We start from the raw sequence: 15,003 nt of genomic DNA on the forward strand, positions 1-15,003 counted from the left end.
ATGTAATTGAGCCCATCTGCAGCCTGGCTACTGTCCCGGTTCATTCACCCGACAGGAAGCATTCCATCAAGCCTCCTGTCGCGTGTGTGTCGGTGCATGAGGAGAGAGCTATGCAAGTCGTGTTTACGAAGAAGGAGCCGCCGCAATGGCTGCTCGACATGTGGCGGGAGATCGACAACAAGACCTTCGGACCAGGCTTCGACTGTTTTACGGAAGATGCCGTTTGCAACCTCGGCGTCGCCGATTGGAAGGGGCGCGAGGCGATCCGCGGCAATCTGAAGGCCTTCATCGACACCGGATTCACCGCGCTCCATCACGTCACCGAATATTGGGACGCGGGCTCGCTGAAGGTGTTTCGGGGTGTCGTGGACATGACACCCGATGATCCCTCAATGAAGACGGTTCATCCCACCATGACGCACTTCTTCTACATGGACGAGAGGAACGACACCAAGGTACGGCATTGGGTCGGTGCCGTGGGGCCGGTCGCCTTCGGTTGATCGCCAGAACCTGCTACCATCGGCGGTGGTGCCTCGGACAAGCCGACGTACCGCCGCCGATGCGCGTTGACGATGCCGCACATCGACAGGAAGGATCAGTCGGCCATGAAAGCGACGGCCAGTGCCCTCAAGACGCGCGCCAGTTCCGCGGGCGCGCTGCTGCGTCAATGGCGGGACATTCGCGGCAAGACGCAGCTCGACCTGTCCTTCGACGCCGGCGTCTCGCAGAAGCACATCAGCTTCGTCGAGAGCGGCCGCAGCGTTCCGAGCCGCCAGATGCTGCTCGACCTTGCGCAAGCCCTCGACGTGCCCTTGCGCGAACGCAACGAGCTGCTGCTGGCCGCCGGCTATGCGCCGTCCTATTCCGAGCCCGCGCTCGAGGCGCCCGGCATGACGAGCATCAACCGTGCCCTGCAACGCATGCTGCGTCAGCACGAGCCGTTTCCCGCCATCGTCATGGACCGGTACTGGAACGTGCTGATGACCAATGAGGCCGCGCCGCTTCTGTTCAATTGCTTCATCGACATGTCCGCACGGCCGGCGCCACGAAACCTGCTGCATCTTATGTTCGATCCGGAGGGCGTGCGCCCTTTTATCGCGAACTGCCGCAGACCGCACGCGGGCTGCTGGCGCGGGTGTATCGCGAGGCAGTCGGACACGTGGTTGACATCAGGACGAAGGCGTTGCTGGAGGAGCTGTCGCAATACCCCGGGGTGAAGCCGGAATGGCGTGCGCCGTCGGCATCCGATGCGATTCCGATGATCCCGTTGTCCTTCGTCAAGGACGGTGTGACGCTGGACTACTTCTCCCTGATCACGACGGTTGGAACGCCGCAGACGGTGACGGCGGAGGAGCTGCGGCTCGAGTGCATGTTCCCCGCCAACGAGGGGACCGAAGCCGAGCACGGCAGGTTCTTGCGCGCGCACGCCGGTTGAGGAGACGTCGCGAGGCTCATCTGTTATTGTTTCTGCGAAAGCGGTCACTCCGCAATGGGAGTTCGAATGAGAGTGCTTGTGATCGGCGCGGGAGCGCTCGGAGGCTACTACGGAGCGCGCCTGGTCCGAGCCGGCGGCGACGTGAACTTTCTGGTGCGGGCCGGGCGTGCGGAGCAATTGCGGCGGAATGGATTGCAGGTCGTGAGCCCGCAGGGCGATTTCGCCGTGCAGCCGAAGATCATCCTGGCCAACGACCTCAAGGAAACGTTCGACGTCGTGCTCGTCGGGGTGAAATCCTACTCGCTCGACGATGCGATGGCCCAGTTTGCCCCGGCCGTTGGCGCCCACACGATGATTTTGCCGATCCTCAACGGGCTGAAACATGTCGACGCCCTGACGGCGCGGTTCGGCGCCGCTCAGGTTCTCGGCGGGCTCGCGAACGTCAGTGCCGGGCTCGATGCGGATGGCCGCGTCGTTCAGTTCATGGCCAATCAGACCATCGTCTTCGGCGAAATCGGGGGGTCGTTGAGCGAGCGTGTGCTCGCCCTGGAGACGCTGCTGCACGTGCCCGGTATCGACGTGCGCGCCAGCGAAGCGATCATGCAGGACATGTGGGAGAAATTCGTCCAGCTCTCGACGCTCGCCGGCATCACCTGCCTGATGCGTGCAAGCATCGGAGACATTCTGGCCGTTCCGAACGGCGAGCAATCCATCTTCCGCCTGTTTGCCGAATGCTGCGCCGTCGCCACGGCCTCGGGTTTTGAGCCGCGAGCGCCTTTCATCGAGTTTGACCGGAAGCTGTTCACGACCCCGGATTCCCCGCTCAAGGCCTCGATGCTGCGTGATATCGAGCGCGGCTCGGTCACCGAGGCGGAGCATATCCTCGGCGATATGGCCAACCGGGCCCGTGCACTCGGCATCGACACGCCCCTGCTGGATCTCGCCCGGGCGCATGTGGCGGCTTATGAGATCGGGCGGCAACGAGCGGCCAGCTAACCCGCTCCGATCAGCGGGATCGCTTCATCCCGCTCATACAGATACAGCAGGCAGCGCAGTGCCTCGCCGCGCTCGCCCTTGAGTTTTGGATCGTCCTTCAGGATGCGCAGCGCCTCGTCGCGGGCCTGCGTGATGAGCTGGCCGTGCACCTCCGAGCGGGCGATGCGGTAGCCGGGCAGGCCGCTCTGGCGCACGCCGAGCACATCGCCTTCGCCGCGCAGCTTCAGATCTTCCTCGGCGATCCGAAAGCCGTCGGTGGTCTCGCGGATCACCTTCAGCCGTGCTTTCGACATCTCGCCGAGCGGCTCGGAGTAGAGCAGCAGACAGGTCGAGGCCTCCGAGCCGCGCCCGATGCGGCCGCGCAATTGATGAAGCTGGGCGAGGCCAAAGCGTTCGGCGTTCTCGATCACCATGATGGTTGCCGCCGGCACGTCGACACCGACCTCGACCACGGTGGTCGCGACCAGCAGACCGATCTCGTGGGCGGCGAACTGGCCCATGACGCGGTCCTTCTCGGTGCCCTTCATCTGGCCGTGGACGAGGCCGACACGGTCGCCGAAACGTTTTTGCAGGGTTTCGAAGCGCCTGGTCGCATTGGTCAGGTGCTCGGTACCCTCGGCCTCGGATTCCTCGACCAGCGGGCAGATCCAGTAGACCAGCTTGCCGGATTCGAGCGCGCGGCCGATGCTGTCGGTGACCTCGCCGAGGCGGCTCATCGATATGGTGCGAGTTTCGATCGGCTGGCGGCCGGCCGGCTTCTCCCTGAGCTCGCTGATGTCCATGTCGCCGAAAAAGGTCAGCACCAGCGTGCGCGGAATCGGCGTGGCGCTCAGCACCAGCACGTCGACGGCCTCGCCCTTTGACGTCAGCGCCAGCCGCTCGCGCACGCCAAAACGATGCTGCTCGTCGACGACGGCGAGGGCGAGATCGCTAAAGATCACGTCGTCCTGGATCAGCGCATGGGTGCCGACGAGCAGGTCGATCTCGCCGGCTTCGAGTTGTGCCAGCAGGTCACGCCGCTCCTTGCCCTTTTCGCGGCCGGTGAGGATCGCGACCCGCATGCCCGCGCGCTCGGCGAGCGGCGCGATGGTCTTGATATGCTGACGAGCCAGAATTTCGGTCGGCGCCATCAAGGCGGCCTGCTTGCCGACCTCAGTGACGGCAGCGGCGGCCAGCAGCGCGACCACGGTCTTGCCGGAGCCGACGTCGCCCTGGAGCAGGCGCAACATGCGCACCGGCTGTTGTAGATCATTGGCGATGGCGGCTGCTGCGTCGCGCTGGGAGGTTGTCAGCGCATAGGGCAGGGCATCGATGATTTTGTTGCGGAGGTGCCCGTCACCGGCGTTGCGCGCACCGGCCGGGCGTCGCAATTGGGCGCGGATCAGGGCAAGCGCAAGTTGCCCGGCCAGGAGTTCGTCGAAGGCGAGGCGCGACCAGAACGGCTGGTCGGGCAGAATGTCGGTGAGCTCGACCGGCTGGTGCACGCGGGTGAGCGCCTCGGCGATCGGTGGGAAGCCGCAGCGGCGCAGCACCTCCGGGCTGATCCATTCCGGCAGCGCCGGTAGCTTCTGCAGCGCCTGCGCGACCGCGCGGCGCAGCGAGCCGAGCGCAAGGCCTTCGGTCAAGGGATAGACGGGATCGATGCCGGAGAGTTTGGAAATCGCCTCCTCGTCCAGCACCCGGTCGGGATGCACGATCTGCGGGATGGCGTCGTACATCTGGAGCGTGCCGGAGACGAAGCGCTTCTCGCCGATCGGCAGCAGCTTCTCGACATAGCCGGGCTTTGCGCGGAAGAACGTCAGCACGACGTCGCCGGTGTCGTCGCTGGCGTAGACGAGGTAGGGCGCGCGCGCATTGCGCGGCGGGGGCGGGCGGTGGCGGTCGACCGTGACCTCCAGCGTCACCATGGTTCCCTGCACGGCGTCGCGGATCTTCGGCCGGGCGCGACGGTCGATCACCTGGCTGGGCAAATGCAGCAACAGATCGACCAGCCGCGGCGTCTCATTGCGGCTGAGCAGATATTGCAGCAGCTTGTCCTGCTTCGGACCGACGCCGGAGAGGCTGGTCACGGGGGCAAACAGCGGGTTGAGCAGGCTGGGGCGCATCAGGCGAATCTAGGACCGTTTTCGCTCGTCATGCCCGGCTTTATGCCCGGCATCCACGTGTTTTTTCGTGCCCCTGCGGGGCAGCGGGCCATGACAAATCGAGGGCTGACAGGGCCCGCCCGAGTGGCTATATCACCCCGGCCCGGCACGTCCGGGCTTTTGGCGTTTGACTGGAATTGAGACATGACGGGAACGACACGATCGAGCAACGGGCTGGACGACCGCCGCAAGCGGCTTCTGTTCCGCTGCTGGCACCGCGGCACGCGCGAGATGGACCTGATCCTCGGCCGGTTCGCGGATGCCGAGATCGGCAATCTGTCCGATGACGAGCTGACGCAGCTCGAGACCCTGCTCGAAGAGGCCGATCCCGACCTCTATGCCGCCATCACCGGCGACAAGGTGCTTGCCGCCGACGTCATTGGCCCGCTGTTTGCGCGCATCAAGGGGTTTCCGATCGCGGACCGCGACGTATGAAGCAGGGGATGAAATCGCCGGCCGAGCTGCTCACGCCCGGCCGCGCGCTCACGCTTGCCAATGTTGCCGAGGGTGCCGAGGGCCTCGTCATCTCTGATCTCGCGCGCGCCATCGCGGCGCGGCCGAAGAAGCCGGCTGTCAGCCTCACGGTGATCTGTCGCGACGGGCCGCGGATGCAGCAGCTCGAACGTGCTCTGCAATTCTTCGCGCCCGATTTGCCCGTGCTGACCTTCCCGGCCTGGGACTGCCAGCCCTATGACCGCGTCTCGCCGCATGGTGGCGTCCTCGCGCAGCGCCTGACGACGCTGGCGCGGCTGGCGTCACTGACCGGTAGCGACAAGCCGCTGATCGTGCTGACCACGGTGAACGCCGTGGTACAGCGCGTGCCGGCGCGCGAGCTCGTCGCGGCGCAGGCGCTGTCGGTCGCGCCCGGCAACGTCGTGCCGATGGATACCATCATCGCCTGGCTCGAGCACAACGGCTACAACCGCTCCTCGACCGTGCGCGAGCCCGGCGAATACGCGGTGCGCGGCGGCATTCTGGACCTGTTTCCGGCCGGCCTGGACCAGCCCGTCCGTTTCGATTTCTTCGGCGACAGCCTGGAATCGATCCGCACCTTCGATGCCGAGACCCAGCGCACGCTGCTCGACATGCGCGCGCTCGATCTCGTGCCGATCTCCGAATTCCAGCTCGTCACCGAGACCATCCGCCGCTTTCGCATGGGCTACGTCGCTGAGTTCGGCGCGCCCGAGCGCGACGATGCGCTCTACGAGGCCGTCAGCGAGGGCCGCCGCCATCCCGGCATGGAGCATTGGCTGCCGCTGTTCCAGGACCGGATGGACACGCTGTTCGACTATCTGCAAGGAGCTTGCGTCGCGATCGAGCCGCAGGCCGAGGACGCCATCCGCGAGCGTTTCAAGCAGATCCTCGATTATTACCAGGCCCGCCGCGATGCGATGGAGCATCCGGGCGGCGGCGCCATCTATAAGCCGCTGCCGCCTGACAGGCTCTATTTGACCGAGGAGGAATGGGGCAAGCGCGAGAGCGGGATGCCGTTGGTGCGGCTGACGCAGTTTTCGGTGCCTGCTGATGGTACCAGCGTGGTCGATGCCGGCGCACGCAAGGGACGAGACTTCGCCCCGGAGCGCAACGATAACAAGGTCAATGTCTTCGAAGCCGTCGTCGCACATGTGCATGGGCTACTGACAAACCGCAAGAAGGTGGTCATCGCGCTCTGGACGGAGGGCTCGCGCGACCGCATGACCTCGATGCTGCGCGATCACAAGCTCACCCCCGTGACCAGCGTCAACAGCTGGCGCACGGTGCAGGCGACCCCGCGCAACGAGACCATGCTGGCCGTGCTCGGCCTCGAAAGCGGATTCGAGACCGACGAGATCGCTGTCATCAGCGAGCAGGATATCCTTGGCGATCGCCTGGTCCGACCGCGCAAGGCGAGCCGCAAGCTCGACAATTTCATCTCGGAGGTGACGAGCCTCGCCGCCGGCGATATCGTGGTCCATGTCGATCACGGCATCGGCCGCTTCATCGGCCTGCAGACGCTGGACGTCGCCGGCGCGCCCCATGACTGCCTCGAGCTGCATTATGCCGCCGAGACCAAGCTGTTCCTGCCGGTCGAGAACATCGAGCTGCTGTCGCGCTATGGCTCCGACCAGACCACGGTCGAACTTGATCGTCTCGGCGGTTCGGGCTGGCAGACGCGCAAGGCCAAGCTCAAGAACCGCATCCGTGAGATCGCGGGCGAGCTGATCAAGATCGCCGCCGAGCGCCACCTCCATGAGGCGCCGAAGCTGCCGGTGCAGCCGGGCCTCTACGACGAGTTCTGCGCGCGCTTCCCCTATGACGAGACCGAGGATCAGCTTGGTGCGATCGAGTCCACGCTGAAGGACCTCGAGCTCGGCCGTCCCATGGACCGGCTGATCTGCGGCGACGTCGGCTTCGGCAAGACCGAGGTGGCGCTGCGCGCCGCCTTCGCGGTGGCGCTCGAAGGCAAGCAGGTCGCGGTCGTGGTGCCGACCACGCTGCTCGCCCGTCAGCATCACAAGACGTTCACCGACCGTTTCAAGGGTTTCCCGGTCCAGGTCGCCCAGGCCTCCCGGCTGGTGCCCGCCAAGCAGCTCAATCTGGTCAAGAAGGGCCTCGCCGACGGCTCGGTCGACATCGTCGTCGGCACCCATGCGCTGCTCAGCAAGTCGATCAAGTTCCGGGATCTCGGCCTGCTGATCGTCGACGAGGAGCAGCATTTCGGCGTGACCCACAAGGAGCGGCTGAAGCAGCTCCGCGCCGAGGTGCACGTGCTGACGCTGTCGGCCACGCCGATTCCACGCACACTTCAATTGGCGCTCACCGGCGTGCGCGAGCTCTCGATCATTGCCTCGCCCCCGGTCGACCGCCTCGCGGTCCGCACCTTCGTCGCCCCGCACGACCCCTTGATGATCCGCGAGGCGCTGCTGCGCGAGCGCTATCGCGGCGGCCAGGCGTTCTACGTGGTGCCGCGCATCGACGACCTCGCCGAGGTCAGGGATTTCCTCGACAAGAACGTGCCGGAGATGAAGGTTGCGGTTGCGCACGGGCAGATGCCGCCCGCCGTGATCGAGGATATCATGACGGCGTTCTACGACGGCAAGTTCGATATCCTGCTGTCGACCACGATCGTGGAATCCGGCCTCGACATCCCCAACGCCAACACGCTGATCGTGCATCGCGCCGACATGTTCGGCCTTGCCCAACTGTATCAGCTCCGCGGCCGCGTCGGCCGGTCCAAGCTGCGGGCCTATGCGCTGTTCACGCTGCCGGCGCAGCAGAAGATCACGGCGCAGGCCGAGCGCCGGCTCACCGTGCTGCAATCGCTGGAGACGCTGGGCGCGGGCTTCCAGCTCGCCTCGCACGATCTCGACATCCGCGGCGCGGGCAATATCCTGGGCGAGCAGCAGTCCGGCCATATCAAGGAGGTCGGCTTCGAGCTCTATCAATCGATGCTGGAGGAGGCGATCGTCAACCTCAAGGCTGGCGTGTCCGAGCCCGCGGCCGACCGCTGGTCGCCGACGATCACCATCGGCATGCCCGTGCTGATTCCGGAGGATTATGTCGGCGATCTCTCGGTGCGGCTGTCACTCTACCGCCGGCTCGCCGACCTCGACAGCGAGGAGGAGATCGAGAACTTCGGCGCCGAGATGCGCGACCGGTTCGGCGTGTTGCCGGACGAGGTGCGCTATTTGTTCAAGGTCGCCGCGATCAAGGCGTTCTGCCGCCAAGCCAATGTCGGCAAGATCGACGCCGGTCCGAAGGGCGCCGTCATCGCCTTCCGCGACAATTCCTTCGCCCATCCCGACCGGCTGGTGAGCTTCATCCGCAGCCACGGCCAGGCCGCGAAGGTGCGGCCCGACATGAAGGTGGTGTTCCTGCAGGACTGGGAGACGCCGGAAGAGCGTCTTGCCGGCACCACCGAGATCATGCGCCAGCTGGCGCAGCTCGCGCAGAGCAAGAAGGCGGCGTAGAGGTTTCCGGAGGCGGCGCGAAACGACGCGCCGCACTCGGATCCCCGAACAGCGACATATGATCACTTGCGCAATGATCGAACAGTTGCTAGGTTCAGTCTATCGAGTTTCGGCCGAACGACTTGGCCTCGCCGCTGAAAAGCGCGCCTGACTGACGACCCTCCCTCCAGATCTCGACGACACCCACCGCGCTTCTGAGCGCGGCTAAACGTTTATCTATCTTAAAGGACGATCCCCATGACGACGGGAACTGTGAAGTGGTTTAACAGCCAAAAGGGCTTCGGATTCATTCAGCCGGACGAGGGCAGCCAGGATGTCTTCGTTCACATCAGCGCCGTTGAACGCGCCGGCATGAATACCCTCAACGAAGGGCAGAAGGTTTCTTTTGAAATCGTTGCAGATCGCAAGACCGGCAAGTCTGCTGCTGAAGATCTGCGCGCCGCATAGGCTGCCGCAATCCCAATGACGTTGCTTTGACCACGGATGTACTGGCAGAGCTTCGGATTTTGACCCGCGACCGTTTACCGGCCGCGGGTTTTTTGCGCCAGCGGCCGGCCCTCGCGAATGAGAATGCGAACGGTGCGTTTCGCGTAAAGCTTCCACATGTGAGCAGTCGAGCTCCGACGGCAGCGAGCGCTCGCGGATGATTACGACGCCGCCCGCGATGCCTCGGCCGACAGCCGCCCAAGCAGCGACCTTGCCGTATCCGAGGGCGACAGCGAATCCACCGAAACGACGGGATCGCTGCGCATCTCGTGCTTGCCGTTCGACGTGTGCCGCATCACCGCGGAGAGGCGGCGGGCGATCATGTGGGCGGTGCGGAAGTCGGTCTCCGCGAACACGACGACGACCGAGCCGTCCTTCTGCGCCACGCCAAAATCCATCTGCCGCATCAGCCGGCTGAGAATGCGCGCGGCATCGAGCTGGGCTCGGGAATTGCCGGGATCGAAGGCGAAGCGTGCGACCGAGAGGCCGCCGCCGCGGGCCAGCGTCTGCTCGACCGCCTTGGCAAAATCACGCGCAAAAGCTTCCGCCGTGAGCAGGCCGCTGCGCGGGTCGAGCCAGCCGCCGGCATCGATCGAGCGCAGCGTACGGCTCAGCTGGGCTTCCATGGCGTGCTGGCGGATCAGGGGCAGCGCGTTGGCGGCGACCTTCGCCGACTCACCGGGGATCAGTTCAAGATTGGGTAGGTCGTAAGTCTGCGTCAACTGATGCGCAGTGACGACCACGGGCAGGCTGCGGAAGCGGGTGTCCTCGGCGAGCACCGTGAGAAAGGCATCGGTCACGCGGGGGGTAAAACCTTCAGCGAGCACGACGCCGTCGAGGTCGCGGGTGTTGAGATGCTTGGCCGCTGCCTCGATCGAGAGCGCCCCGATGACGCCGACGCGCTCGCCGAGCGCGACGGAAAGCGCGGGGTAAGCCGTGCCGCGGCCGATCAGAAGCACCGTGGCATCGCGAACGGGATCAGCCTCCGGCAGCGCGACTTTGACCTCGGGCAGCCGGCGCAGCACCGTGGCGTGAAGGGTACGAATCCGTAGAGCGGCGCGAAGCCGCGCGATCAGGCGTTCGGAATGGCCGGCGCGCGAGGAAGAGAAGGGCAGGACGTTGTGCGGGAGCGCGCCCGCCGCATCCAATGCCACGAAGGGAAGGTAAGGGGATTGCTCTGCGATCTTGCTGGCGAGCGGCGCCAGATGCGGCTCGTGCCCGGCATGCATCGCGGCGAGAACCGCGGCCGGCTGTACCTCTTCGACCGCGCGCGCAGCGCCGGCCCAGCCGGTGTCGATCACGGGAAAGAATCGCGCCTCGTCCAGCGCCGCAAGGAAGGTCGGCCGCTCGCCATTGGACACAAACAGGATCGGGCCGGCCTGGGACATCGAGAAACTCTGGTCACGCAACAGGTGCTGCGCAATCTAGTCCGGCCGCCTTAATGCAGCGTCAATGGAACGGTCGAAACTCCGCTTAGACCGGCCCGGAACGGTCGCGAAAAGCTTCGACCATCAGGGGGTTAAGCCCGAGTTCGCTGAGCGCCTCGCGGGCGCGGGCATTGTCCTGAGCCCGGCCCGCGAGCCGGTGACCGGAGAGCCGGTCAGGCAGCGCGGTCAGCAGGGCGCCCTGGCCGAGCCGGCGCGCCCATTCCTGCAGGTCGTTGGAGAGGAAGCGGTAGCCGCCGACGGCCATGATCCCGGAGGGCGGCGCGGTGATACAGATCGCGCCGCTGGGACGGTCGAGCCGCGCGGCGTAGCCGGTATCGACATAGTCGCGTGGCGGTTGCGCGATCAGGGTGTCGCCGACCGGCGGCGGCGGGGCGTAGGCCGCGATCGGCACCATCGGGCCGCGCAGCCCGAGCGTGCCCTTCGGCGTCAGCAGAATCTCGCCGGCGATCGACGAACCCGACTGCTCGCGCGGCGCGCCGTGCGGTCCCGGCATCACCGGCACCGGCATGCCGTCCTCGCCACGCCGGGCGCCGAACAATCCGGCCTCGCCGAACAGATAGACGTCCGTGAAAGGCGCATGCGGCGCAATCCATGCCTCGCTCGCCGACACCTGCTCGGGGGCGCGCCACAGGCCGATGACGTTGCGCAAGCTCGGCATCCGCGCCGCCAGCTCGGAATCGCCGAGCCGCTGGGCGAACTGTGCCGGTGCGATCAGCACGTCGCATTCGTGCGCATTGATCTGCTGCTCCAGCACGTCGTTCTCGAAGGGGTGATGCAGCGCCAGCGTGCCGCCGCACAGCAGCCACACCGCGAGCGAGGAGGCGAGCCCTGCGAACGACATCGGCGTGAACGCCGCCATCACGGTTGCGCCTTGCCTGATGTCGGCTTCCAGCGACATCGCGAGCCCCCCGGCGATCAGGCTGAAATGCGGCCGCGGCACCGGACGAAAGCCTTCCGCGGTGACGTCGAAGGAGATCATCGCCGCCTTGCGGCCATCCTGAATCACGGCGCGCGCTGTGCCGGGCGGACGGGCCTGCACGTCGTCGAGCGAGGCCATGCCTTCGGGCAGGTTGGTGCCGAAGCCGCAGACATGGCGAATCGAGAAGGCTTCCGCGGCCGCGTGCATGGCGAGATCGGCATAGCTGACGCCGTCGACCGTGCTCATGGTGACGATGGCGCGCGCCGCGGTACGATTGAGAGCGGCGGTCAGTTCGGCATGGCGCCAGAGCAGCGGCAGCACGGCGACGACAAGACCGGCGCGATGGGCGGCGAGAACGGTGAGCACGAACTCGACCGTATTCGGCAGTTGGATGGCGATGACGGAATTGGCCGGCAGGCCTGATTCGACGAAATAGGCGGACAGCGCCTCGATGGCGGTGTCAGCCTCGGCATAGCTCATCCGCCGCGGCTCGTGCCCGGTCACGCGGAACTTGTTCAGGGGGTCGAGCAGAGCGGTCGCGTGCGGCTGCCGCATCAGCGTGCGCTGAAACAGTGTGTCGAGCGTCGGCGATACGGCTGGCTGGTTCACGGCGTCACTTTGCTTGATGAGCTTGCGGCTGCCCCTTCGACCACCAGGTCTCCGGCAAATAGCCGGACAGCGAGGTGGCCTCTGGCCGTTCTATCCGATTCCAGCGCGCGATCCATTGCTCGGATACGTTAAACAGGGGGATTGTATAGAAACCGGAGATCAAAGCGCGGTCGAGCGCCCGCACCGCGGATACGAAATCCGTGTGTTCACGGGCTTCCAGCAGTGCGGCGATCATCGCATCGACCGCGGGATCCCGGGCCCCCATGTAGTTGCGGGTGCCCGGACTGTCGGCGGCAGCGCTCCCCCAGTAGAAATATTGCTCGTTGCCGGGCGACAGGGACTGGTCCCAGCGGTTCTGGATCATGTCGAATTCGTAGGCGAGCCGGCGCTGGTCGAACTGCACGGGATCGACCGATCGCACGCTGGGCTCGATGCCGGCGCGCCTGAGGTCGCGCTGAAAGGCAAGCGCGACGCGTTCCTGGTCGCGGGTCGTGACCAGGATCTCGAAGGTGAAGGGCGCCTTGGTCGCACGGTTGCGCAGCACGGTGCCGTCGAGATCGTAGCCGGCCTCCGACAACAGCTTCAGCGCCGCGCGCAGCGTGGTCCGGTCGCGGCCCGAACCGTCGGTCACCGGCAGGCGGTAGCTGCCGTCCATGATGTCAGGCGGGATCTGCGCGGCGAACGGCTTGAGCAACTCGCGCTCGCGCGCATCCGCAGGCTTGCCATACGCTGAGAGGTCCGAGCCGGCAAAATAGCCGGCGACGCGCGAGTAGAGGTTGAAGAAGTAGTTGCGGTTCACCAGCTCGAAATCGAACAGCAGCGTCAAGGCCTGGCGCACGCGGATGTCGGCGAATATGGGACGCCTCGTGTTGAACACCAGAAATTCGGAAGGTTGCGGCACGCCCGGCTTGAAGGTGTCGCGGATCACGTCGCCATTCTTCGCCGCGGGAAAGTCGTAGCCGTCGTGCCAGCGCAGCGGCTCGTGCTCGATGCGGAAATCATAGAGGCCGCGCTTGAAAGCTTCGAACTGGCCGTTGGCTTCGCGAAAATAGTCGAGCCTGATCTCCTCGAAATTGTAGAGCCCGCGATTGATGGCGAGGTCACGGCCCCAATAGTCGGGATTGCGGGTGAGCGTCACGCTGGCACCGGGCCTCACGGCGGTGACGCGATAGGGGCCGGAGCCGACCGGGCCCGACAGCGTCGTCTCCTCGAAAGCCGCGACGTCGACCGCATGTTTCGGCAGGATCGGCATCAGGCCGAGGATCAGCGGCAGTTCGCGGTCATTGGCTCCCGCAAGGTCGAAGCGGACGGTGAGGGGATCCGGCGCCTCGGCCCTTGCCACCTTGCCGTAATATTGCCGGTGGTTGGGGCGGCCGTGGTCGCGCAGCAACTGCCAGGAGAACAGCACGTCCTCGGCGCGGACCGGCTTGCCGTCGGAGAAGCGCGCGCGGGGATCGATGTGGAACGTGACAAAGCTGCGCTCGTCATCGGTCTCGACCGATCTGGCGAGCAGTCCGTAAAGCGTGAACGGCTCGTCATTGCCGCGCGCGAGCAGGCTCTCGACCACGTAGTTCCGGACCGGCTGCACGGCCAATCCCTTGACGATGAAGGGATTGAGGCTGTCGAAGGTGCCGAGAACGCCCCAGGTCAGCCGGCCGCCCTTGGGGGCGTCAGGGTTGACGTAAGGCATGTGGGTGAAACCGGCAGGCATCGCCGGCTTGCCGTGCATGGCGATGGCGTGGGCTTCCTCGGCCTCTGCGCCGCTGGCCGGAAGCCCCAAGGAAAACGGGAGCCCCAAGGCGAAAGCCAGGACACAGAGGCGGACGCAAAGACCTTCAGGACGGCCCTCGAGAAGGCACTGGAACATGAACATGTGGACACGTTGATTCGAGGACCGCAGGCCTGAATCCTATCACAGGGATTTTCCCGGGGGCGCACGCCGACGCGCGGTCAAAGGCGCTTGTCGGCATTGATCTTTTCGTCGGCCACGTTAAGAAGGCACGCAATCGCGCAAGAGCGCCGAGCCCGTCACTTATCTGCCTCATTTGACGGGGAGAGAGCCGCGCCCAACGCGGCCAGGCTCGGTGCGTCGAAGCGGTTCGGGCACTTCCCGTTCAGAAAGGGTTTTCCGCAATGAATTTCCGTTACTTGGCCGCGTCCGTCCGGCCGCGCGGGCGACTTCTCGCCTTGTTGACGGCGACGGCGTTGGCCGTCCCGTTTGCCGCCGAGGCCCAGGCTCCCGCGCCAGCTCCGGGCACGCCCGCGCCCAAGGCGACCCCGAAGGCCGCTCCGAAGGCTGCCCCCAAGGCTCCGGCGCCGGCCGCTCAGGCACCGGCCCAGCCGGCACCCGCCCAGGGCGCTCCGGCGCAGGGCGCTCCAGCGCAGCAGGGCGCGGCCCAGCCGGCCGATCAGCAAATCCAGCTGATCTACGCCCCCTGGACCAAGTTCTGCCTCAAGGGCCAGGACGCCAATGCCAAGCAGGTCTGCTTCACCGGCAAGGACGGCCGTATCGAGTCGGGCCAGCCGGTCATCGCGGCCGTCATCATCGAGCCAGAAGGCGAGCCGAAAAAGATCCTGCGCGTGACGCTGCCGCTCGGCATGCAGTTGGTGCACGGCACCCGCATCATCGTGGACAACAATCCGCCGTTGCAGAGCCCGTATGTGATCTGCTTCCAGAACGGCTGCATGTCCGACTACGAAGCCACGCCCGAGTTCATCAACAACATGAAGAAGGGCCAGAACCTCGTTGTTCAGGCGATCAATGCCAACGGCGCACCGCTGACGCTGCCGCTGCCGCTCGCCGGCGAATTCCAGAAGGCCTATGACGGCCCGCCGACCGATCCGAAGGTGTTCGAGGAAACCCAGAGGAAGCTGCAGGAAGAGCTCCAGAAGAAGGCTGAAGAGCTGCAGAAGAAGCAGCAGCAAGCGCCTGGCGCCGCTCCGGCCGGACAGAAGTAATCAGGGATCAATCCCGCACATGAAAAAGGCGCTCGGTTCGAGCGCCTTTTTTGCTGGC

Annotated in this window: 10 protein-coding genes and 1 pseudogene; 7 read left to right on the top strand and 4 right to left on the bottom strand. The window is 65.6% G+C overall.

What is annotated here, in order from left to right; translation table 11 throughout:
• The first annotated feature begins 110 nt into the window (after positions 1 to 110).
• From IVB50_RS17425 to panE, 3 genes and pseudogenes are all read left to right on the top strand, one after another.
• On the top strand, positions 111 to 500 hold the full coding sequence (locus tag IVB50_RS17425; RefSeq protein WP_247296670.1) for a nuclear transport factor 2 family protein: 390 nt from the start codon (positions 111 to 113) through the stop codon (positions 498 to 500).
• 105 nt (positions 501 to 605) lie between these two features.
• Positions 606 to 1,435: pseudogene (locus IVB50_RS17430) on the top strand (helix-turn-helix transcriptional regulator).
• Positions 1,436 to 1,501: 66 nt separating this feature from the next.
• Entirely contained in the window at positions 1,502 to 2,431 is a 930-nt protein-coding gene (gene panE, locus IVB50_RS17435) for a 2-dehydropantoate 2-reductase (protein WP_018457936.1), read from the top strand.
• Here panE and recG read toward each other — a convergent pair.
• A complete protein-coding gene (gene recG / locus IVB50_RS17440; RefSeq protein ID WP_247296674.1) occupies positions 2,428 to 4,536 on the bottom strand; it encodes an ATP-dependent DNA helicase RecG in 2,109 nt (702 codons plus the stop codon). The two genes, panE and recG, sit on opposite strands and share 4 nt — an antisense overlap.
• A 183-nt stretch (positions 4,537 to 4,719) precedes the next feature.
• Between recG and IVB50_RS17445 the strand changes: the two genes are divergently transcribed.
• The 3 genes from IVB50_RS17445 (at position 4,720) to IVB50_RS17455 (ending at position 8,972) form a co-directional block, all read left to right on the top strand.
• A complete protein-coding gene (locus IVB50_RS17445) occupies positions 4,720 to 5,010 on the top strand; it encodes a succinate dehydrogenase assembly factor 2 (RefSeq protein ID WP_018457934.1) in 291 nt (96 codons plus the stop codon).
• Positions 5,007 to 8,525, top strand: a complete 3,519-nt coding sequence (mfd, locus tag IVB50_RS17450) for a transcription-repair coupling factor (protein WP_247296677.1) — start codon at positions 5,007 to 5,009, stop codon at positions 8,523 to 8,525. The genes IVB50_RS17445 and mfd overlap by 4 nt, the downstream gene beginning before the upstream one ends.
• Before the next feature lie 237 nt (positions 8,526 to 8,762).
• Positions 8,763 to 8,972, top strand: coding sequence for a cold-shock protein (locus IVB50_RS17455; RefSeq protein WP_018457932.1), 210 nt, complete (start codon positions 8,763 to 8,765; stop codon positions 8,970 to 8,972).
• Positions 8,973 to 9,172: 200 nt separating this feature from the next.
• Here the strand turns inward: IVB50_RS17455 and IVB50_RS17460 are convergent, their stop codons facing one another.
• From IVB50_RS17460 to IVB50_RS17470, 3 genes are all read right to left on the bottom strand, one after another.
• A complete protein-coding gene (locus tag IVB50_RS17460; RefSeq protein WP_247296679.1) occupies positions 9,173 to 10,399 on the bottom strand; it encodes a GGDEF domain-containing protein in 1,227 nt (408 codons plus the stop codon).
• 85 nt (positions 10,400 to 10,484) lie between these two features.
• Positions 10,485 to 11,987, bottom strand: coding sequence for an AMP-binding protein (locus IVB50_RS17465; protein ID WP_247296681.1), 1,503 nt, complete (start codon positions 11,985 to 11,987; stop codon positions 10,485 to 10,487).
• A 4-nt stretch (positions 11,988 to 11,991) separates the two neighbouring features.
• Positions 11,992 to 13,860 carry an extracellular solute-binding protein gene (locus tag IVB50_RS17470; protein WP_247296683.1) on the bottom strand — a complete coding sequence of 623 codons (1,869 nt, stop codon included), beginning with the start codon at positions 13,858 to 13,860 and terminating at the stop codon, positions 11,992 to 11,994.
• Between the two features lie 260 nt (positions 13,861 to 14,120).
• Here IVB50_RS17470 and IVB50_RS17475 point away from each other — a divergent pair, with 260 nt between their 5' ends.
• Complete coding sequence (locus IVB50_RS17475; protein WP_018457928.1) at positions 14,121 to 14,945, top strand: invasion associated locus B family protein; 825 nt, start codon at positions 14,121 to 14,123, stop codon at positions 14,943 to 14,945.
• Positions 14,946 to 15,003: the final 58 nt, after the last annotated feature.

It is taken from the genome of Bradyrhizobium sp. 87 (assembly GCF_023073015.1).
Taxonomy (GTDB): Bacteria; Pseudomonadota; Alphaproteobacteria; order Rhizobiales; family Xanthobacteraceae; genus Bradyrhizobium; species Bradyrhizobium canariense_D.